The following is a 19,639-nucleotide window of genomic DNA, read 5'->3' as shown; positions in this document are numbered from 1 at the left end:
CCACCGCCCTACCCGACATCCGCAAAGGCATCCGGATCAAGGCCAGCTGAACCGGCCCGTTTCGCGGGCATTCCTACCTGAGGCACGGACAAAATTTCGCGGGCATCTTGATTTGAGGCACTACGGGAGGGCGACTTTCGCGGCCCCGTGCCGGCGACTGCACTACCATCAGCTAGCAATGACTCAGCTGGCGGGAACCATCCCGGTCCCTGGTGGAAACGTCTGGTTCAAGCGGGTTGGTGGTAGGCCAGGTCTTCCGTTGCTTGCGGTTCATGGCGGTCCCGGTTTGCCGCACAACTACATACGTTCACTGGAGCGGCTGGCCGACGAGCGCGAGGTCATTTTCTGGGATCAGCTGGGTTGCGGTAATTCTGAGCGCCCGTCGAACGTGGAGCTGTGGACGATGGAACGCTCCGTGGCCGAAATGGACGCCGTGATACAAGCACTGGGCCTCAACCGCTTTCACATCTTTGGCAACTCGTGGGGCGGGATGTTGGCGCAGCAGTATGCGCTTGACGTGACGTCTGAGGCGGCCAGCCTGACCATTTCGAACAGCATCGCGTCCATACCCCGGTTTTCGGACATGGTCGACCGCCTCAAGACGCAGCTGGACCCGGCCACCCAATCCGCGATCGACCGCCATGAAGCCGCCGGCACGACCTATTCACCCGAATACCAGGCCGCGATCCGCACCTGGAACGAGACGTATCTTTGCCGTCAGCTGCCGTGGCCCACGGAGCTTCAGGAAGCCTTTAACGGCATGGGAGCCGAGATCTTCGAAACGATGTTCGGGCCCAGCGACTTTCGCATCGTCGGGACTATTCGAAGCTGGGACGTGTTCGACCGCTTGCCCGAAATTGCATTGCCAACCCTGGTCCTCGCGGGCAGGTTCGACGAATGCGCACCGGAGCACATGTGGGAGATGCACCAGCGCATCGACGGCTCGCGATTTGAGCTTTTCGAATCGAGCGCGCACATGCCCTTCATCGAGGAACCCCACCGGTTCGATCAGGTGATGCGGGACTTCCTACGGTTGCACGACACCGTTTGACGGTCGTCTCGCTCGTCTCGCTATGGCACCGTTGATGATGACGGCGCACACGTGGTGCCACTCGGGCCGGTCGAATCCCGCGCGTGCCAGCAGGCTGCCGGCACGGCCGCGTGTCCGAGCCTTGCCCCGCCGGCTTATTGCCAGCGTGGGAATCAACCAACGGGAAAACTGATCGACGAGCACCAGGTGACCACCCGGTCGCAAGACCCTTGCGCACTCCGCGAGACCGGCGCCTTGATCCGACCAGTGGTCGAACGACGTGCTACTGACCACGAGGTCCATAGACGCGTCGTCGTAGGGCAGGTGCTCGGCCACCCCGGTGGCGAAGGTCAATCGTTTGTCGTCGGTGATGCGGTTGGCGGTCTCAATCATGTTGGGGGCGGCGTCAATTCCGGCGAGCGCCTGGGCTCCCGGGTAGTGGCCGGCCAGCACCCGCAGCAGGTACCCAGTTCCACATCCCATGTCCAGGACGTGCTGTGGTGCGGCCACCGCAGCGGTCGCCAACGCCGCGGTCCGTTCGCTGATGACGTGATGCAGACGGCCGCGCCAGCCCTGGTCGTAGGACCTGGCCCGGTCATCGAAAGCCGCGAGGTCACGATACGGCGGCACGGGACGATTCTAGGGTCCGTGCTGGCAGGCGGCGGGCGTGACCCAGGAGTGACCCAGGAGTGACCGACGCCACATCGTTGTCTTCGGCTAGGACGATTGCCGTGCCGTCCTCGTTGGGTACGCGGTACAAGACCGCCAACTCGAGAAAGGACCTCAGTATGAGTGACCGCGATAGTGGACCGGTGGCAGCCGTCAGGGGCGTCATTGAGGATGCGATCGGCAAGGCCAAGGAGATAATCGGGATAGTGATCAGCCACGAGGGTTTGCGCAAGGAGGGCCGCGCTCAGCAGGACAAGGCGAAGGCGCAGCGCGACGTGGCCAAGAAGGAAACCCAGGCCGAGGCCGCGCGTGCGGCTGCAGGCACGGCCGAGGCTCGCCAGAAGGCCGCCCAGAAGTAAACCCACCACGCGACTGGCAAGAACTGGCGCCGATTACCGGCGCCAGTTGTTGCTGTTCGCCACCCGGGCTGCGAGTTCAGTGTGGGGGTTGTCCCGATTCGACGCTGCGCACGACAAGTCCGATCGCCCATTCGATCGCTTCGATGGCGTTTAACGAGCTCGCCCCCCAATGCACGACCAGGCGTTCGTAGGACAGCGGACTCCACAGCACGTCCAGCACGCCCGCCGCCAGGGCTCGCTGCTCCGGCGACCAGTCCGGAGCAGCGGCCGCGACGGCGCCTTGCAGGGCATCGCCGCGGGCACGATCCATGGCCGTAAACGTGGGGTCGTCGGGCTCTGCGCCCCACGACGAGACCGCGAAGGTCGAAAGCGCCTCGAAGACGCGGCGGGCCACCGCGGCCACACCCCGCAGGTCAACACGCTCGTAGCTCACTCCGGCGCGCTCTTGAAATCGCTGCATCACGGCATCGTGCAGCTCCCGTTCAGTTGCGAAGTGCCGGAACACCGTTCGCTTGCTCACCCCCGCGCCCTCAGCGACAGCCTGAAACGTCATGGCGCTCCAATCCATGTCGGGCAGGCGTTCGACAATCGCCACCCCGGCTTGCACGATCCGCTCCCGCGTCTCGGCCGTCTTCTGTTCACGCACTCGACTGCGGTAGAGACGCGGCAGGCGTGTCCGCGCATCGGGCGAACTCACCGTTGACAGCCCCTTGTCAGTCACGTCATCATGGTGACACTAATTAGCTGGTAGGTAAAGCCGGCTCGGGAACCGTGCCTCGGTAGGCAGTCGTGGACACCTGCGGCGTCTGCGGCGTGCTTGGGGCGTGGCGCTGAAGGAGAAGCCCGATGGACTCAGTCGACGACTTGCTCGACGCCGCGTGCCGGGATACCGGACTTGACGATTTCGGCGTCGACTCCTTCCGCGAGGGACTCGGCGTTCTCATCGAATCGCTATGTACCGAAGCAGATTTGAATCCCATTGGCGAGTTCATCGTCCATGACTTGATCATGAAATCTCTGAAGAACCGGCTCCACATCGAGGACTGGTACCGACGCCACCCCGAGATAGACGACGAGGTGATCGAGCGCCCGTTGATCGGGCTCGGTCTACCGCGCACGGGCTCGACCGCGCTCTCGTTCTTGCTGGCCGAAGATCCGGATGCACGTTCGCTACGCCGCTGGGAGGCCGGCGAGCCGTGCCCGCCGCCATCCACCGTTGAGGGCCCCGATCCCCGGGTCGCCGCCACAGCGGCCCAGCAGGAGATGATGGACGCAGCCGCGCCACGGCTGGCCGCGCTGGTGCCGTCGACGCCGACGGGACCCGAGGAGTGTCAGGACCTGATGGCACTCGACTTCAAAAGCCAGTACTTCCAGGCGTTCGCGCACATCCCGTCCTATTCGCGGTGGCTCCTGGATGCCGATCTCACACCGACCTACGCTTACGAACGGCGGACACTGAAGTTGTTGCAGTGGGGCCAACCTCGCCGACCCTGGCGGCTGAAGTGCCCCACCCATCTGTTGTTTCTCCCTCACTTGGACAAGGCGTTCCCCGACGCCCGCTACGTGTGGACGCACCGCGACCCGACGGAGGTGATCCTGTCGGTCGCCGATCTCTACGCCGAGTTCGGGCAGATGACCTCGAACACGGTGGACCGGCATTACCTCGGGCAGCTCAATGTCGAACAGTGGTCGGTCGGTATGCAACGCGCATTGGAATTTCGCGATGTCGGCAACGACGACCGATTTTTCGACCTGGATTTCGCTGCCGTGCAACGCGATCCGATCGGCGAAGTCACACGCCTGTATGCCTGGCTGGGCGAACCCGTATCAGCCAAGTTCGAAGCGGGCATGCAGGAGTGGTGGCAGGCCGCAGGTGCGTCGCGGTTGCCGAACACACATCCCGACGCGTCGGCCTTCGGGTTGAAAATGGAGGCGGTGCGTCCACTGTTCGCCGACTATGTCCAGCGCATGACGACCTGGACCGCATCGGCGGTCCAGTCATGACCATGGATGTGACCGGCGGCCTGATCGAGGACTGGGAGTATGTCTGGGCCTGCCAGCCCGACGACCCCGAGGCCCGCGAATCGGTGAACGCCTGGATCTGGGACGACAACGGCAATTTCGGCATACCCCGCGTCGGAATCGAGGCCGTGGCGGACCAGTGGGACACCCACGATATCCAAGTCAACCTCGCTTTCGCCGATGGACGCGTATTCAACGTCTTCGGCAACGGACCCGTGCACAACCCGCTGGGCGCCGACGGCAAGCCGCGGATCCTCGGCGCCGGGCCGCTGTCCTTTGAAATGGTCGAGCCCTACCGCCATCTTCGCCTTACGCTCGACGGGCAGGCGATCGCCACGACCGTCGACGCCCAAATGGCCGGGTGGACACCGTGGTCGGCTTCGCCGGCCGACGGTGATCGCGTTGCGCTCAAGGCGCAGATAGACATTCGGCCCATACTGCCGCCCTGGGAAAATGGCTCGACCAGTGAGGAAGCGCGGCACGTTCTGTCGACGCAGGAGGAGGGCTACCTGATCGGCTATCCGTGGCGTTTCGAGCAGCTCTGCCGCGCCACCGGCAGCATCACCGTCGGGAGCGAGACACACAAGCTCGACGGCGGCGCCAACCGGATCCGCCGCCAGGGTGTACGTCGCCTAGCCCCGTTACGGGGACACGTCTGGCAGGCAGCGGCGTTCCCCAGCGGTTTCGGGTTCGGATTCCAGATCTATCCGCTGCGCAAGGACGGCAAGCCGACCTACAACGAGGGCTACATCGTCGAGGACGGCAAAGTCGTCCCCGCCCGAGTCGTCAAGGCGCCATTCTTGACTCGGCTGCAGCCGCACGGCGAGGATGTCTCGCTAGTGCTCGAGGCCGCCGGCAAGGCCATCGGAATCGAGGGGCACACAACGGCGTCCACGTTCATGGTCATGCCTCCAGAGGTTGGAGGAGGACTGCAGTTGCAGCAAGGACTGGCCCGCTACAGCTACAACGGGGAGACGGTGATCGGCATGGTGGAACGCTCCACCGCCCGTAATCAAGTCACGTCTTGACCGGGTGTCCCTTCGCGCGAGCAGCATGCGTCAGTTCTTGCCGGCGTTGAGCTTGGCGACGATCGACCGGAAGTCCTCGGTCACAAAGGATTGGCTCTCAGCTGAAAGGGCGTAATCCAGGCTGGCCAGCACCGCGCGCTCCAAATGAATGTTGAGCAACCGCTTGGTGCTTTCCACCGCTTGCTGGGGTAGCCCCAGAATGCGCTTCGCGCAGGCGGTGGCTTCGGCGACCGGGTCCTCGGCGACGTGGTTGGCCAAGCCCAGCTCGACGGCCCGCTCGGCACGAATCTTGGTGCCGGTCAGCGCGTACTCCTTGGCCAGCATCAGGCTGATATGCAACGGCCAGGTCAGCGGCCCGCCGTCGGCGGCTACCAAACCTACCTGCACGTGCGGGTCGGCGAGGAAAGCATATTTTGCGATGTAGACGATGTCGCTCAGCGCGACCAGGCTGCAGCCAAGGCCGACGGCTGGGCCATTGACCGCCGCCACCACGGGAATTCGGCAGCGAGCCATCCCCAGCACGATTTCGCGACCGTCTCGGATGGTCTTGGCGCGCAGATCGGCGTCTTGGGCCAATTCGGCCAGATAGGCGAAATCGCCGCCGGCCGAAAAGGCCTTGCCAGCGCCGGTCAACACCGCCGCGCGAGCCGTGGGATCGTCGGTCAGCCGTTGCCACAACCGCGCGAGCCCGACATGCAGATCGTCGTTGACCGCGTTGAGATCGTCCGGCCGGTTCAGGGTGATGATCCGCAGCGCCCCGTCGGCACGAACGTCGATTTCAGCAGGCATGTCGTACAAGTCAGACTCCCAATCCCAAGATTCGCGAAGCGATGATGTTCTTCTGTATCTGTGATGTTCCGCCCATCACGCTTTGCGCGCGACTGTACAGATAGGCGCTGAGCAGGTCCGGGTCGCGAGTGCCGGTGACCGCCAGTGCGGCGTGCCCGACAGACTGCTCGACCCAGGTCATCAGCAGCTTATCCAGCGATCCGTCAGGCCCGTGCGACACCCCTTCGAGCTGTTCGGACAGCCGCCGCCGCACGTGATGAGTCAGCATCTCCGATTGGACCGCGGCCCATGCGAGCTCTTCAGGAACCGAACCCTCTCGATCATCCCAGCGCGCCAACAGCTCCCGCACGAGCTTGCCGTATCTGGCCGCATAACCCAGTGTCGACGGCTCGCGCTCATGTCCCACCACGGTCATGGCGACTGCCCAGCCGTCACCGGGAGCACCCACCATCCGGTCGGCGGGCACCGTGGCTCCGTCGAAGAACACCTGGCCGAACTCGTTGGTGACCCCGTTCATCATGCGCAGCGGGCGCTGTTGCACGCCAGGCTGTTTCATGCCGATCACGAACGCCGAGATGCCCCGGTGCCGCTTGGCCTCCGGGTCGGTACGGGCCAGCAGCAGGCACCAGTCCGCGACATCGGAGTAGCTGGTCCAGATCTTGTGGCCGTGCACCACATAGTTGTCGCCCTCGCGGGTGGCGGTGGTGGTCAGCGAGGCCAGATCCGAGCCGGCGCCGGGCTCACTGAAACCCTGGCACCACCGCTCGGTGCCGTTGATGATGCCGGGCAGGAAGCGTTTCCGGAGCTCATCGCTGCCGTGCCTGCCGATGCCGTACACCAGATAGCCCACGCTGGGGCGCGGCGGTGCACCGGCACGTACCAGCTCTTCATCAACGATGACGTCATACACCGGCGCCAGTTCCTGCCCGCCGTAGTCGCGGGGCCAGGACAGGCCGAAGAAGCCGTTGTCGTACAAGGCCCGATGCCAGCCGGCCATGCGTACCCAGTATTCGTCGCCTGAGCCGGAAAACTCCTTGGCGTGCAAGGAAAGCCACGAACGCAGCCGCTCGCGGAAGGCGGCCTCGGCGGAGGAGTCACGAAAGTCCAAGGTCGATCTCCTTCAGCGTTACGGGCCACAGCTCGGTCGATGTCAGTGCCCGCCGCAGGTAGACATGCACCAAACACTCCCAGGTGTTGCCGATGCCGCCGTGCACCTGCACGGCGGTCTCGCAGACGGTTCGGGTGGCGCGCGCACAGTAGACCTTTGCGATCTGGGCCGCCCTGATCGCTTCGGCCGGCGTGAGTTCATCGACCGCCCACGCAGCGTGCCGTAGCACGCTCACCGAGCCTTCGATCAGCGCTAGGCTTTCGGCCAACAGATGGGCGATCGCCTGATACGACCCGATCTGCTTGCCGTATTGTTCGCGGATTTTCGCGTAGTCGCAGGCGACGGCGTGCGCCCCCCGGGCCACTCCGACCAGGTCGGCCGACGTGACGACCAGAGCCAGGGCCTCCCATCGTGCGACGGCTTCGGGGGGTATCTCACCCAGGGTCGAAGGCGATCCCGCTATGCCTGCTTCCAGCCTGGTCAAATCCGCTGCGGCGCTGGCAGTTTCCAGCTCGGCCGTCAGGATGATGGTGGTCCCGGAGAGCAGCAACGCCCGCTGGCACCCGCGAGCGTCGATTGCGCGGTCGTCAACGGCTATGGTTGCTCCCCGCGCATCAGCGTCGAGGTGGCGGGCCAGATCATCGGCCAACACCGGCCCCAGAAACGGGGCGTCGACGAGTCGGCGCCCGAATTCCTCGGCGACAATGGCTACTTCGACGCCGGAGGCGCCGTCTGAGCGCAGCGATCGCCACCCCGTCGTCTCAACCTGCTTGTCCAGACGGGCGAGTCGGCTCTCGTCGTCGAGATCCTGAACCGCTCCTGGTCCAAGGTCGTCGGCCAGCTTGGCGGCGGCGTCACGTAGCTGTCGCTGTTCAGCCGTCAGACGTACATCCATGGCGCTCCTTCAAGATCCTGCGCAACACCTTGCCCGACGGTAGGCGCGGAATATCGTCTACGAAAACGACACGGCTCAACCGTTTGTAGGACGCCAACTTGGCGTCCACCCGCGCGGTGAGCTCGGCCGCCTCTACGGGGGAATGCGTGGCGACCGCGGCAACGACCGCTTCCCCATTGACCCCGTCCGGAACACCAAATACCGCACAGTCTTTGACGGCCGGATGCCCGTGCAGCACCGTCTCGATTTCGGCGGGCGCGACCTGGAAGCCGCGCACTTTGATCATCTCTTTGAGCCGATCGGTGATCCGCAGCCAACCGTCGGCGTCGAGCCAGCCGACGTCGCCGGTGCGATACCAGCCGCCGCGCAACACCTCTTCGGTCGCCTCGGCCGGCAGATACCCCGCCATCAGCGATTCCGAACGCGCCTGGATCTCGCCAATCTCGCCCGGGCAGACCGGCTTTGCGGTCTCTAGCGACACCACGCGCAGCTCCACACCCGGCACCGCACGCCCGACGGAGTCGAGCCGCGGCCCGTCAAGCGGGTTGCAGGCGATCACGGGCAGTTCCGTGGTGCCGTAGGCGGGAACCCAACCGACGCCGGTTCGCCGGGTCACGATCTCGGCGATGCTGGCGCTGACCGGGGTGGCACCCCACATGATGAACCGCAGCGACGAGAGGTCGAAAGACTCGAGTTCGGGATGCGAGGCGATGGCCAGCGCGATGGGCGCCACCGCCATTTCGACCGTGATGCGGTCGCTTTCGATGTGACGCAGCACCTGGTCGATATCAAATCGGGGGTGCAGCCGCATCCAGGCACCGATCCGCAGCGCCGTGATGATGTTGAGCAGGCCGAGGATGTGCGAGGGCGGCGTGGTGACCTGGATACGGTCGCGGCTCGTCAGTTGCAATGCGTTGCGCCAGTGCCTGACGGCCGCGTCCAGCGACGCATGGGTGTGCCGGACGGCCTTGGGCAGACCCGTGGTGCCGGAACTGAAGACCAGCAGCGCGTCGTTCTCGGACTTCGCAGGCCTCCGCGCGCCCGTTATCGGTTCGGCGGGGTTGATCGGTTCGTCCAGGTGCAGCATCGGCATCAGGCTGGCCAGCACCGGGTGGTCACCGACCGCGTGGGCCGGGTTCGTCAACCCCAGGGCGTGGTCGACCTCGTCACGTTTCCAGGCAGGGCTGATGAGCACCACAGCGGCATCCAGCCGCCAGATCGCCAGCAGGGCGGCGACGAACTCGGGCCGGTTGGAAGCCATGACCGCGACCCGCTCACCTGCGGTTACACCGGTTTTGGTCAGGGCCGCGGCCAAGCCGCCGGCCAACGCGTCGAGCTGGGACGGGCTCAATTGCCGTTCCTCGAACACGAGCGCGGCCGGCACGGTCACGTCCTGTTCCTCCCGGCACCTTGAAAAGATCATATCGCCTAAAGAGAATAGTATTCTCTATACTGAAGAACGCAAGTACAGGAAAGGGGTGGTCACGGTGACGGTCACCCGGATCATCGAGGAGACCGAACGGGTGACAGGTCCGTCGAACGGCGCCCTGGCCGGCACAGTCGGCACAGTGACGATCCACCTCGATCGCAAAAAAGTGTCGGTTCCGCTGGTCCCCGGCGAAACGCTACTGGAAACCGCGCGGCGGGCCGGCCTGCAGCCGCCCTTCAGCTGCGAGGCCGGCAACTGTGGCACGTGCATGGCCAAACTCGAGGAGGGCCACGCGACGATGCGGGTCAATGACGCTCTCGACGACGACGAGGTGGCGGAGGGCTACATTCTGACCTGCCAGGGCGTGCCCGACACGGCGTCGATCACGGTGCGCTACGAGTAGTAGTCACAGAAAGGCGGCGACCATGGCCAAGGGGATCATGTACGTCGAAACCCGGCCCAGCTCGCCCGACCGCGAGCAGGAGTACAACACTTGGTACAACGAAGTGCATCTACCCGAACTTCTGGCGCTCGACGGAATCGTCTCGGCACGCCGGCTGCGTCCGGTTGACGGGACCGGTCCGTATGTCGCCATCTACGAGCTCGAGGGCGACGACCTACAGGCCATCCTGGACAACATGATCGCCAACGCCGGTCAGCTACACATGTCCGATGCCCTGCAGTTGGATCCTGCGCCCATCCCGCGACTGCTCGAGACGACAATCGATTACGGCCCGAACGGCTAAGCGGGGTAAGCCTGGACGACCCGCTCGAGTTGGTCCACGCCGGCCGCAAAGTCCTGCCGCCCCCCAACGTGAGCCCAGCTTCACGCTGGAGCCCGAACGTGAGGCCAGCGGCACGCGCGGGCGGAGACTAGGCCTCGCTCAGCTCCGGCGGTGGCCGGTAGTCGGGCTCATAACCCGAAACGTGGATCGGACTCCCGACGAGGCGGAAATCGCCTGCAGTCACAACCACTTCCGGCGTCGCCTTGAGCGCCTCGGGCAGCGTCCTGACGGCCGCCGCCGGAACTCCGAGCGGACGCAGTCGCTGTTCCCACCCCGCGGCGGTGTCAGTCGCCAGCATCGCCGTGACGACTGCAAGCACCTCATCGCGGCGGGCCACTCGTTCGGCCATGGTTTCGAAACCGCCGATACCCGCCTCGGCGGCGAAGGATTTCCAGAAGCCGTCGTGCGTGATGAACAGCGCCAGATACCCGTCGGCGGTCGGGAATAGCTGAGCCGGAACGTAATACGAATGCGCTCCATAGGGGCGGCGCTGCGGCTCGACGCCGTTGTTAAGGTAGGCGGAGGCGTGATAGTTCAGCTGCGACAGCATGACGTCGCGCAGCGACACATCCACCTGACCGCCGGTGCCGGAGAGGATCTTGGCCAAAAGCCCTAGTGCCGCGCACATTCCGGTGGAATTGTCGGCCGACGAGTAACCGGGCAGCGTCGGCGGACCGTCCGGATCGCCAGTCAATGCGGCAATACCGAAACCCGCCTGCACCACGTAGTCGAAAGCCGGATCGTCGCCACCGTGTAGACCGAAGCCGGTGATCGCGACACAGACGATCCGATCGTTGTACCGTCGCAAGTGCTCGTAGGTGAGACCCAGCCGGCGGATGGCCGACGGTTTCAGGTTCACCAGCAGCGCATGGGATTCCGCTACCGACTCGCCCAAGCGTTGCTGCCCCGCATCGGAAGTCAGATCCAGACAGATGCTGGACTTGTTGCGGTTGAGGCTGGCGAAGTAAGTGGGACCGACCCCGCGCGAGATCTCGCCTCCGGCGGGTTCGATCTTGGTGACCTCGGCGCCGAGATCGGCCAGCAGCATGGTGGCGTACGGTCCGGCCAGCATGGTACCGACTTCGAGGATGCGTATCCCCGCCAGCGGCCCGGCGTTTCCTTGGGTCAACGCAACTCCGTTGCGAGCGCAGCGATCATCTCGCGGGTTCGGCGTTTGGAGGCGACGAGTTCGTCCCGGTCCTCGCCGATCGGCAGCAACCGCACGGACAGGTCCGTCACGCCGGCGTCGGCGAACCGGCGCATCCGGGCCAGGATCGCCTCTTCGTCACCGGCGGCGCACAGATCGCCGACATCGCGGGCATCACCGCGTTCGAGCAGGCGCTGGTAGTTGGGAGACACCTCGGCTTCGCCCAGGACGCGGTTGGCCCGCTCCTTGGCCTCATCGACTTGCGAAGGTGCACACAGGCATACCGGGATGCCCGCGACGATGCGCGGCGCGGGACGCCCGGCATCCGCTGCGGCCTTGGTGATCTTCGGCGCGATGTGATCGCCGATCGCGCGCTCGTCGGCCATCCACAATACGGTGCCGTCGGCAAGTTCACCGGCAAGCTGCAGCATCACTGGCCCCAGCGCGGCGACCAGCACCGGCATCGGGGTATCGGCCCCGATCGCCGTCGGATTGTGCACAGTGAACGAATTGTTCTCGACGTCAACCGATCCCGGCCCGGCGATGGCGGCGTTGAGCACCTGCAGGTAGTCGCGGGTGTAGGCGGCCGGCTTCTCATACGGCAAGCCAAGCATGTCTCGGATGATCCAGTGGTGCGACGGGCCGACGCCCAGCGCCAGCCGCCCACCGGCCACCGCATGCGTCGAGAGCGCTTGGCGGGCAAGGGCAATCGGATGCTGGGCCTGCAGCGGCACCACCGCTGTACCCAGCTCGATGCGCGAGCTGTGCGCGGCCATCAGCGAGACCATAGTCAGACAGTCGAAGTCGTTGGGTACCTGCGGCATCCACGCGGTGTCCAGAGCCGCGGATTCGGCCCATTCGATGTCAGAGGCCAGCTTGGCCACCTTACGGGCCATATCGCCACGCTCGGCGCCGATCATCACTCCGATGCGCACTGTGTTTCCTTTACAGCTGGGTCCGGGGTGCCAGTGAGCGCACGGATGTCGCGCACCAGAACGTCGAGCGGTGTCCCGGTGGGGAACACCGCGGCGGCACCGGCTTCCAATAGCTTGGGCACGTCGGCGTGCGGGATCGTCCCGCCGACGACGACGGCGATGTCAGCGGCATCGGCCGCGCGCAACGCCTCGATGGTGCGTGCGGTGAGCGCCAAGTGGGCGCCGGACAGGATGCTCAGCCCGACGACGGCGACGTCTTCCTGGACCGCGATCGACGCGATGTCCTCGATGCGCTGCCGGATGCCGGTGTAGATGACCTCAAATCCGGCGTCGCGCAAGGTGCGGGCGACGATCTTGGCGCCACGGTCGTGCCCGTCCAGACCGGGCTTGGCAACGAGGATGCGAACGGCCACCTAGAACACCACCGGTTGCTGGAATTCGCCCCACACGGCCTTCAGCGCCGAGACCATTTCACCGACCGTGCAGTACGCGTTGGCGCAGTCGACCAGCTTGTGCATGAGGTTGTCAGTTCCCTCAGCGCTGTGGGCCAGGGCTGCGAGGCTGGATTGCACTGCGGCGCTGTCTCTTTCGGCCTTAACCTTGGAGAGCCGCTTGAGTTGCAGATCACGGCCCTCGGCGTCCAGTTCGTAGGTGACGACGTCTGGCTGCGGCTCTTCGGACACAAACCGGTTGACCCCGATCACCGGGCGCGTGCCAGCCTCGATGTCCTGATGCATCTTGTACGCCTCGTCAGCGATCAAACCCTGCAGGTAGCCGTCCTCGATCGCGCTGACCATACCGCCGTGGCGCTCGAGGTCATCCATGATCTCGATGATGCGGGCCTCAGTGGCGTCGGTGAGGGCCTCAACGAAATACGAGCCACCCAGCGGGTCCGCGACGCTGGCCACCCCGGTTTCGTAGGCAAGGATCTGCTGTGTGCGCAGCGCCAGCGTGGTGGACTCCTCGGTGGGCAGCGCGAACGGCTCATCCCAAGCCGCGGTGAACATCGACTGGACACCGCCGAGCACCGCCGCCATCGCCTCGTAGGCCACCCGCACCAGGTTGTTCTGCGCCTGCGGGGCATACAGCGACGCACCGCCGCACACGCAACCGAAACGGAACATCGATGCTTTGTCCGTCGTCGCCCCGTAGCGCTCCCGCACGATCGTGGCCCAACGTCGGCGTCCCGCACGGTATTTGGCGACCTCTTCGAAGAAATCCCCGTGGGTGTAGAAGAAGAACGAGATCTGCGGTGCGAACTGGTCGATCGTCATGCGACCCCGTTCCACCACGGTGTCGCAGTAGGTGACGCCGTCGGCCAGGGTGAACGCCATTTCCTGGACCGCGTTGGCTCCCGCGTCGCGGAAGTGTGCCCCGGCCACCGAGATGGCATTGAATTTCGGGACCTCAGCAGCGCAAAACTCGATGGTGTCGGCGATCAGCCGCAGCGACGGCTCCGGCGGCCAGATCCAGGTACCGCGAGACGCGTACTCCTTGAGGATGTCGTTCTGGATGGTCCCGGTGAGTTTGGCCCGCGGTATCCCTTTTCGCTCGGCAGCAGCGACATAGAACGCGAGCAGGATGGCGGCGCTGCCGTTGATCGTCATGCTCGTGCTGAGCTTGTCCAGCGGAATGCCGTCGAAAAGGATCTCGAAGTCGGCGAGGGTGTCCACCGCAACGCCGACGCGGCCGACCTCCTCACCAAATTCGGGGTCGTCGGAGTCGTATCCGCATTGGGTGGGTAGGTCGAGCGCAACAGACAGCCCCGTACCGCCCTGTTCGAGCAAGTATCGATAGCGACGGTTTGACTCCTCGGCGGTGCCGAAGCCGGAGTACTGCCGAAAAGTCCACAACTTGCCCCGGTAGCCCGACGCAAAGTTACCCCGGCTGAAGGGAAACTCCCCGGGTGGCGGAGGCTCCACGCTTCTATCCGCCGGCCCGTATACGGGCTGCAACGGGATGCCCGACGGCGTCTGACTCTGGTTATCCATCGACTGATAACGTACTTGCAAAAAAAGAGAATGCCAATACCGCGCACTTGACCAGGCCAAAGGAGACGAATGGCTAACACTACGCGCGCCGACCGCCACGTCCGCCGTGACGAACATGGCCGACGGTGACCGTTTGGCCGCGTCGTCGCGCAGCCCTGAGAGTATGGGCGACGCCGCCGTCGAGATCATCTCCCGACCTGCTCGCGAAGCCACCGGCAACTGCCACATCGACGCTGAGGTTCTGCAGTCCATCGGGGTCTCCGACCTGTCCCGCCATGCGGCGGCCAGCAACCTATTCCGGATCTTTTCCTGGACTGACGACTAAGCTGCTGTGCCCACAGGCCGGCGACGACGACGGAGGTCGACATGACGGTTTCCAGGCCATCGGCGGCCGACATCGACGCCGCGGCCAGACACTTCGGCTTTCACCTCGACGCCGACGCCCAGCGGGATTACCTGGCGGCCGTCGGGCGCTCATTGCAGTCGTACGACGTGGTCGACGAGCTGTACGACGAGTTCGCGCGCCCGCAGGCCCCCGAACGCGCCTACCGGTTCCCGGAGCCGGGCCACAACCCGCTTGGCGCCTGGTATGTCACCGCCGAGATCACCTCCGGCGCCCAGGGGCCGCTCTCGGGCAGGGCGGTGGCGATCAAGGACAATATCGCCGTCGCCGGAATTCCGATGATGAACGGATCACGCGCGGTGGAGGGTTTCGTCCCCAGCCGCGACGCCACCGTCGTCGAACGCCTGCTTGCCGCCGGGGCAACGATCGCCGGCAAGACTGTCTGCGAGGATCTGTGCTGCTCGGGATCCAGCTTCACCTCGGCCAGCGGGCCGGTGCGCAACCCGTGGGACACCACGCGCGAAGCGGGCGGATCCTCGAGTGGAAGCGGCGCACTCGTCGCCGCCGGTGAGGTCGACCTGGCCCTCGGCGGCGACCAAGGCGGATCGATCCGGATCCCGGCGTCGCTGTGCGGCATCGTCGGGCTGAAACCCACCCACGGGCTGATCCCCTACACGGGAGCGTTTCCGATCGATCGGACGATCGATCACCTCGGTCCCATGACGCGCACCGTCGCCGACGCCGCACTTCTGCTCAGCGTGCTCGCCGGGCCCGACGGGTGGGACCCGCGCCAGCCCGCGGGGATCGCCGCGGTCGACTACCTGGCCGCGCTCACCGGCGACGTGGCCGGTCTGCGGGTCGGCATCCTCATTGAGGGCTTCGGACAACATGGCTCGCTGCCGGAGGTGGACGATCTGGTTCGGTCGGCGGCGCGGCGGCTCACCGAGATCGGCTGCAGCGTGGGCGAGATCAACGTGCCCTGGCATCGCCACGCTCTTCATGTCTTCACCGTCATCATCACCGACGGCGCAACCGCTCAGATGCTGGACGGCAACGGATACGGGGTCGGCGTCGACGGGCTCTACGACCCAGAACTCATGGCGCACTTCGCAAGACAGCGAACCGTCAAGGCCGATCAATTCGCCAGTACGGTCAAGGCGGCGGCGCTGTGCGGGCACTACGCCCTGAACACGCTGGGCGGGACGTCGTATGCTAAGGCGCGCAATCTGGTGCCGCAGGTGCGCGCCGCGTATGACCATGCGCTCGCCCAATACGATGTGCTGGTGCTGCCCACCGTGCCCGGCACGGCCGAAACCCTACCGGCGGGCAGCCCGCAAGAGGCCGCGCCGCTCGAACGTGCACACGGCAAGGCGCTCAACACCGCACCCATGGACATCACCGGCCATCCCGCGATCTCGGTTCCCGCAGGCCTGGTCAACGGCCTGCCCGCCGGAATGATGATCGTGGGCAAGCGATTCGACGACGCCACCGTGCTGAAACTCGCCGATGCGTTCGAGTCCCTTTGCGGGGGTTTCCCCACGGCCCCTGGTCCGAGCGCGTGAAACTCTATGCCCGGCACAGGATTTCGCCGTGCGGGATCGCCAGCCAACCGTCCGCCGCCGCGGCCCAGGCCCGCCACGCCGCGGAAATCTCTTCGAGCTGCGCGGGAGTGGCCAGACCTAAGCGCAGCAGCTCGCGAGCCACGCCCGAATGAAGGATCCGGTCGGCCCACATTCCACCCCACCATTCGCGGGTGGCCGCCGTCGCGTAGCACCACAGGCTGCCCGCAGGCGCGATGTCGTCGAAGCCCGCCCGCCGGGCCCACGAGAGCAGCCGGCGGCCCGCATCCGGTTCGCCGCCGTTGGCGCGAGCCGCTCGCTGGTAGAGGTCACGCCACAGGTCCAGCTCTGGAAGCTGGGGAAACCAGATGAACCCCGCGTAATCCGCGTCTCGGGCCGCCACAATTCCGCCCGGCACGCACACTCGCCTCATTTCCCGCAGCGCCTGAACGGGATCGGCGAGGTGCTGTAGCACCTGGTGGGCGTGGACGACGTCGAACGCATCGTCAGAAAAGTTCAGCCGGTGCACGTCGGCTGTCGCGAAGGTGACATTCGACAGGTTGCGCCGCTGGGTTTCGGCGTGGGCCACGTTGAGGACGTCGGCAAATTGGTCGACGGCCGTCACCGATCCGGGCGCAACCCGTTCGGCGAGGTCGGCGGTGATTGTCCCTGGACCACAACCGACGTCGAGCAGCGACAGCCCCGGTCGCAGGTGGGGCAACAGGTAGCCCGCGGAGTCCTCCGCGGTGCGTCGCTGGTGACTGCGTAGCACCGACTCGTGGTGTCCATGCGTGTACTTGGCCTGCTGTTCGTCGTTCACTGCTGTCCCTTGATCGGCGCTTCCGGTCCCCGTAGTTTACCGGCTGACGTCACATTATGAGACATATGTCTCAATATATGAGACTAGTCGACGGGGACGTCGAGGATGGGGCGGTCGTCCTTGGCGCCCGGGCCGTCGAAATGCCACCACTCACCGGAGTACACGGCCAGCCCGCCGTAGTTCATGGCGTCCCGTAGGTGAGCCCGGTTCGCCTGGGCGTCGGCGCTGACGTCTTGGGTCGCGTATGCCGTTGCCCGCGAAGTGAAGTCGTCGAAGTCGGTGCCCATGTCGGCCAGGCAAAGTCCGCTCACCTGCCGTACGGGCGGGCACTGTTCTTGCGGGCTGGTGAATGTCACATCAACCGAGCGTCCGGACTCGTGGCTGTGCGCGTACTGACCCGGGCGTGCAACCCAGGCCGGGTTGGGGACCACGTTGAACATCTTGACCTGAACGTCGTGCGGCCGGTAACAGTCCCAGAACACCAGCACGTGTCCCTGCGGCCGCAGCGCCCCGGCGGCCGCCGCGAGGCCCGGGGCCATGGATTGGTGCACCAGGCATCGGGCATCGGAGGGATACAGCTGGATGTGAGTGAAGTTGTTGGTCGTCGCGTAGCGCAGGTCGATCACCGCATCGGGAACGACGGTCCGCACATCGACGAACCCGGCCGCGTGCGCCGCGTCGCTGACTGGCGGAATGCCGGGGTCGGCCGACGCGGTTGCAGCGCCAGAAGTCGCCATTAGTATGACGCTGACCGCCTGCAAGAACCGCCGAATACCGCCCATAGGGACTATTGTCCAGGTTTCGGCGGTCGGACCCCAGCCAAGCTAGCGGATGTCGCCGTAGGCGTGATGGCGCAGTGTCTATTCATGTGCCGGTGAATGCCTTCGGCCCGGGGAGCACGTTCCGAAGAGCTAAAGCTGAGCGGGCACCGGAATCGGCTATCGCCACTTATGGCGGGATGTCGCCTTCCCCCGATGCCATGTCCTGGACGAAGATCGTTGCACCGTACGGAGGTTGGAGTCAGTGGCGGGCCAGACGATATAGCTAAACGGTCCACGGCACCATTGGTTACCGGTGTGTCAGCGTCGTCGCCATCACAAAGCAACCCGCTCATGGCTGGCGGTCCTCCCGAGTGCCCGCGGCTGTCCCGGGTAGCTGAACGCCGGAAGGGCCGTAAGTCCCTAACTACTGCTGCATTCCATACGGTTCGGGATGTGCCACGGTCACCGGTGGGCACGACGACTGGCGATGCGTCTCGGAGGACATGGCGGCTGCCGGTGATCGAGGTGCGGACATGAGCCGCGCATCAGTTCGCCCGGTTTCTGACTCAGAGCGAGGAAGCCAATTGTTCGCGATCGCCGATTGTGTGACGCAGACCGCGCAAACCGAGTGTGCATCGTGGACGAGTCGAATGGGCGACGATGCTGACGCCTCTTGAGAGGTCTAGAGACTCCAGTGGGCTAGCACGAAGCAACCGCACCAGCCCACTGTGATGTGTGTGAGTTTGTTAGACGGAACTGACTCCTACTGCCTGGGGCCCCTTGGCTCCTTGCCCAACCTCGAACTGAACACGCTGGTTTTCCTCGAGCGAGCGATAGCCGCTGCCCTGGATCTCGGAGTAGTGGACGAAGAGGTCTTTCGCGCCGTCGTCAGGGGTGATGAAGCCGAAGCCCTTCTCACCGTTGAACCATTTCACAGTTCCCTGTGCCATTTACTTACTTCTTTCATTCGAAATGCGGATGTACCAAAAACATCCGCGTGATCAGCGTAGCACGCGCTGACCTACAAATTGAAACCAGTTGTGGCGCATAGATAATCAGCGTTGTACGCGACCGGAATGGCGACCATTTCCGCGGTCGGCGGAACCCGAGCGGCGAGGCTGCGACGGACGCGGCGGAGCCACCTTCTTCGGTGCGGGAGCCCGGTAAGGCGCTACGTCACCGGCCTCCGCATGCACGGCGGCCGAGTCGACAGTGACCTCCTGCGAAGTGACACGGATGCTTGCGCGTCGCATCAGCGCATGTGTGTCCTTGCGCTGCTCGGGCAGGACAACGGTCACAACGTCACCCGCGTTTCCGGCTCGCGCCGTCCGTCCCGATCGGTGCAGGTAAGCCTTGTGCTCGGCGGGCTGATCGACGTGCACCACCAGTTCGATGCCCGCGACATGCACGCCGCGCGCGGCGATGTCGGTGCCACCAGCACCCGCGCCTCTCCCGTAGTGAAAGCGGCGAGGTTTCAGTCGCATGCAAGCTGAGTAAGGTTACCGTGCAGATCCACTGCCGGGACACCGGATTCGGTGAGCTGCTCGGCGAGCTTGCGCGCTTGGTGTTTGGTGCGCATGAACAGGATTCGGCGGCCGCTACCGGAGGCGAGCCGGTATACCAGCTGTTACTTGGCTTGTACGCCGGAGACGTGGAACACGTGGTGGGTCATCTCTGGCACCGGCGAGTTGAAGCCGTCGACGGAGTGCAGCACCGCTTTGGGCAGGAATCGATTGACGAGCTCGTCGACGCCATTGTCGAGAGTTGCGGAGAACAGCAGCCGCTGGCCGCCGCTCGGTGTGGCCGCCAGGATGCGGGTGACGCTGGGAAGGAAGCCGAGATCGGCTAGACGGTATGGGGGGCTGGGGCCTCCGCTCACATGTGAACGTGGGTTGCCGACAGGGTGGTCCTGGCCGGTAGAGCCACAAGATGTGGGAGGCCCCAGTGAGGAATTATCGTACGAGCGTCG

The 19,639-nt window shown here is 65.1% G+C and carries 20 protein-coding genes and 2 pseudogenes; 8 read left to right on the top strand and 14 right to left on the bottom strand.

What is annotated here, in order from left to right:
- Positions 1-187 precede the first annotated feature (187 nt).
- Positions 188-1,051, top strand: coding sequence for a proline iminopeptidase-family hydrolase (locus ACLP9N_RS35895; protein WP_442411865.1), 864 nt, complete (start codon positions 188-190; stop codon positions 1,049-1,051).
- Here the strand turns inward: ACLP9N_RS35895 and ACLP9N_RS35890 are convergent.
- The gene (locus ACLP9N_RS35890; protein ID WP_442411864.1) at positions 1,028-1,660 is read right to left on the bottom strand and encodes a class I SAM-dependent methyltransferase; all 633 of its coding nucleotides are present in this window, start codon (positions 1,658-1,660) and stop codon (positions 1,028-1,030) included. The genes ACLP9N_RS35895 and ACLP9N_RS35890 overlap by 24 nt on opposite strands.
- 158 nt (positions 1,661-1,818) lie before the next feature.
- Between ACLP9N_RS35890 and mbp1 the strand changes: the two genes are divergently transcribed.
- Positions 1,819-2,058 carry a microaggregate-binding protein 1 gene (gene mbp1, locus ACLP9N_RS35885; RefSeq protein WP_442411863.1) on the top strand — a complete coding sequence of 80 codons (240 nt, stop codon included), beginning with the start codon at positions 1,819-1,821 and terminating at the stop codon, positions 2,056-2,058.
- A 76-nt stretch (positions 2,059-2,134) separates the two neighbouring features.
- Here mbp1 and ACLP9N_RS35880 read toward each other — a convergent pair whose 3' ends face one another.
- Positions 2,135-2,755, bottom strand: coding sequence for a TetR/AcrR family transcriptional regulator (locus tag ACLP9N_RS35880; RefSeq protein ID WP_442411862.1), 621 nt, complete (start codon positions 2,753-2,755; stop codon positions 2,135-2,137).
- Positions 2,756-2,904: 149 nt separating this feature from the next.
- Between ACLP9N_RS35880 and ACLP9N_RS35875 the strand changes: the two genes are divergently transcribed.
- Positions 2,905-4,062, top strand: coding sequence for a sulfotransferase family protein (locus ACLP9N_RS35875; protein ID WP_442411861.1), 1,158 nt, complete (start codon positions 2,905-2,907; stop codon positions 4,060-4,062).
- Positions 4,059-5,108 (top strand): DUF7064 domain-containing protein, encoded by a 1,050-nt coding sequence (locus tag ACLP9N_RS35870; protein ID WP_442411860.1) that lies wholly within the window; start codon positions 4,059-4,061, stop codon positions 5,106-5,108. Before ACLP9N_RS35875 ends, ACLP9N_RS35870 begins: the two co-directional genes overlap by 4 nt.
- 30 nt (positions 5,109-5,138) lie before the next feature.
- Here ACLP9N_RS35870 and ACLP9N_RS35865 read toward each other — a convergent pair whose 3' ends face one another.
- From ACLP9N_RS35865 to ACLP9N_RS35850, 4 genes are read right to left on the bottom strand one after another with little or no spacing between them, the layout of a single operon-like run.
- Complete coding sequence (locus tag ACLP9N_RS35865; RefSeq protein WP_442411859.1) at positions 5,139-5,906, bottom strand: enoyl-CoA hydratase/isomerase family protein; 768 nt, start codon at positions 5,904-5,906, stop codon at positions 5,139-5,141.
- A gap of 1 nt (position 5,907) precedes the next feature.
- A complete protein-coding gene (locus ACLP9N_RS35860; protein ID WP_442411858.1) occupies positions 5,908-7,005 on the bottom strand; it encodes an acyl-CoA dehydrogenase family protein in 1,098 nt (365 codons plus the stop codon).
- Positions 6,992-7,900 carry an acyl-CoA dehydrogenase family protein gene (locus ACLP9N_RS35855; RefSeq protein ID WP_442411857.1) on the bottom strand — a complete coding sequence of 303 codons (909 nt, stop codon included), beginning with the start codon at positions 7,898-7,900 and terminating at the stop codon, positions 6,992-6,994. The genes ACLP9N_RS35860 and ACLP9N_RS35855 overlap by 14 nt, the downstream gene beginning before the upstream one ends.
- Positions 7,878-9,290: a class I adenylate-forming enzyme family protein gene (locus tag ACLP9N_RS35850; RefSeq protein WP_442411856.1), complete on the bottom strand. Its 1,413-nt coding sequence runs from the start codon at positions 9,288-9,290 to the stop codon at positions 7,878-7,880. The genes ACLP9N_RS35855 and ACLP9N_RS35850 overlap by 23 nt, the downstream gene beginning before the upstream one ends.
- Before the next feature lie 97 nt (positions 9,291-9,387).
- Here ACLP9N_RS35850 and ACLP9N_RS35845 point away from each other — a divergent pair, with 97 nt between their 5' ends.
- Complete coding sequence (locus ACLP9N_RS35845) at positions 9,388-9,732, top strand: 2Fe-2S iron-sulfur cluster-binding protein (protein WP_442411855.1); 345 nt, start codon at positions 9,388-9,390, stop codon at positions 9,730-9,732.
- 22 nt (positions 9,733-9,754) lie between these two features.
- On the top strand, positions 9,755-10,075 hold the full coding sequence (locus ACLP9N_RS35840; protein ID WP_442411854.1) for a hypothetical protein: 321 nt from the start codon (positions 9,755-9,757) through the stop codon (positions 10,073-10,075).
- A 127-nt stretch (positions 10,076-10,202) separates the two neighbouring features.
- On the opposite strand, the gene ACLP9N_RS35835 is transcribed toward ACLP9N_RS35840, so the two are convergent.
- The 4 genes from ACLP9N_RS35835 to ACLP9N_RS35820 are packed head-to-tail and all read right to left on the bottom strand — an operon-like array spanning position 10,203 to position 14,187.
- On the bottom strand, positions 10,203-11,243 hold the full coding sequence (locus ACLP9N_RS35835; RefSeq protein WP_442411853.1) for a CaiB/BaiF CoA transferase family protein: 1,041 nt from the start codon (positions 11,241-11,243) through the stop codon (positions 10,203-10,205).
- Positions 11,240-12,196, bottom strand: a complete 957-nt coding sequence (locus ACLP9N_RS35830) for an LLM class F420-dependent oxidoreductase (protein ID WP_442411852.1) — start codon at positions 12,194-12,196, stop codon at positions 11,240-11,242. Before ACLP9N_RS35830 ends, ACLP9N_RS35835 begins: the two co-directional genes overlap by 4 nt.
- Positions 12,181-12,609 carry a cobalamin-dependent protein gene (locus ACLP9N_RS35825; protein ID WP_442411851.1) on the bottom strand — a complete coding sequence of 143 codons (429 nt, stop codon included), beginning with the start codon at positions 12,607-12,609 and terminating at the stop codon, positions 12,181-12,183. The genes ACLP9N_RS35830 and ACLP9N_RS35825 overlap by 16 nt, the downstream gene beginning before the upstream one ends.
- On the bottom strand, positions 12,610-14,187 hold the full coding sequence (locus ACLP9N_RS35820) for a methylmalonyl-CoA mutase family protein (RefSeq protein ID WP_442411850.1): 1,578 nt from the start codon (positions 14,185-14,187) through the stop codon (positions 12,610-12,612).
- Positions 14,188-14,281: 94 nt separating this feature from the next.
- Here ACLP9N_RS35820 and ACLP9N_RS35815 point away from each other — a divergent pair.
- Both ACLP9N_RS35815 and ACLP9N_RS35810 read left to right on the top strand, forming a co-directional pair.
- A pseudogene (locus ACLP9N_RS35815) lies at positions 14,282-14,505 on the top strand (SDR family oxidoreductase); the annotation flags it as partial.
- Positions 14,506-14,553: 48 nt separating this feature from the next.
- Positions 14,554-16,092 (top strand): amidase, encoded by a 1,539-nt coding sequence (locus ACLP9N_RS35810; protein ID WP_442411849.1) that lies wholly within the window; start codon positions 14,554-14,556, stop codon positions 16,090-16,092.
- 4 nt (positions 16,093-16,096) lie between these two features.
- Here the strand turns inward: ACLP9N_RS35810 and ACLP9N_RS35805 are convergent, their stop codons facing one another.
- From ACLP9N_RS35805 to ACLP9N_RS35790, 4 genes and pseudogenes are all read right to left on the bottom strand, one after another.
- The gene (locus tag ACLP9N_RS35805) at positions 16,097-16,909 is read right to left on the bottom strand and encodes a class I SAM-dependent methyltransferase (protein ID WP_442411848.1); all 813 of its coding nucleotides are present in this window, start codon (positions 16,907-16,909) and stop codon (positions 16,097-16,099) included.
- 83 nt (positions 16,910-16,992) lie between these two features.
- Positions 16,993-17,646: a M15 family metallopeptidase gene (locus ACLP9N_RS35800; protein ID WP_442411846.1), complete on the bottom strand. Its 654-nt coding sequence runs from the start codon at positions 17,644-17,646 to the stop codon at positions 16,993-16,995.
- A 770-nt stretch (positions 17,647-18,416) separates the two neighbouring features.
- Positions 18,417-18,620 carry a cold-shock protein gene (locus ACLP9N_RS35795; RefSeq protein ID WP_442411845.1) on the bottom strand — a complete coding sequence of 68 codons (204 nt, stop codon included), beginning with the start codon at positions 18,618-18,620 and terminating at the stop codon, positions 18,417-18,419.
- 105 nt (positions 18,621-18,725) lie between these two features.
- Positions 18,726-19,519: pseudogene (locus ACLP9N_RS35790) on the bottom strand (helicase-related protein); the annotation flags it as partial.
- Positions 19,520-19,639 lie beyond the last annotated feature (120 nt).

Origin of the sequence: Mycobacterium sp., from assembly GCF_052144515.1 — a bacterium.
Classification (GTDB): Bacteria; Actinomycetota; Actinomycetes; order Mycobacteriales; family Mycobacteriaceae; genus Mycobacterium.
This window is presented reverse-complemented; position numbering and strand designations above follow the sequence as displayed.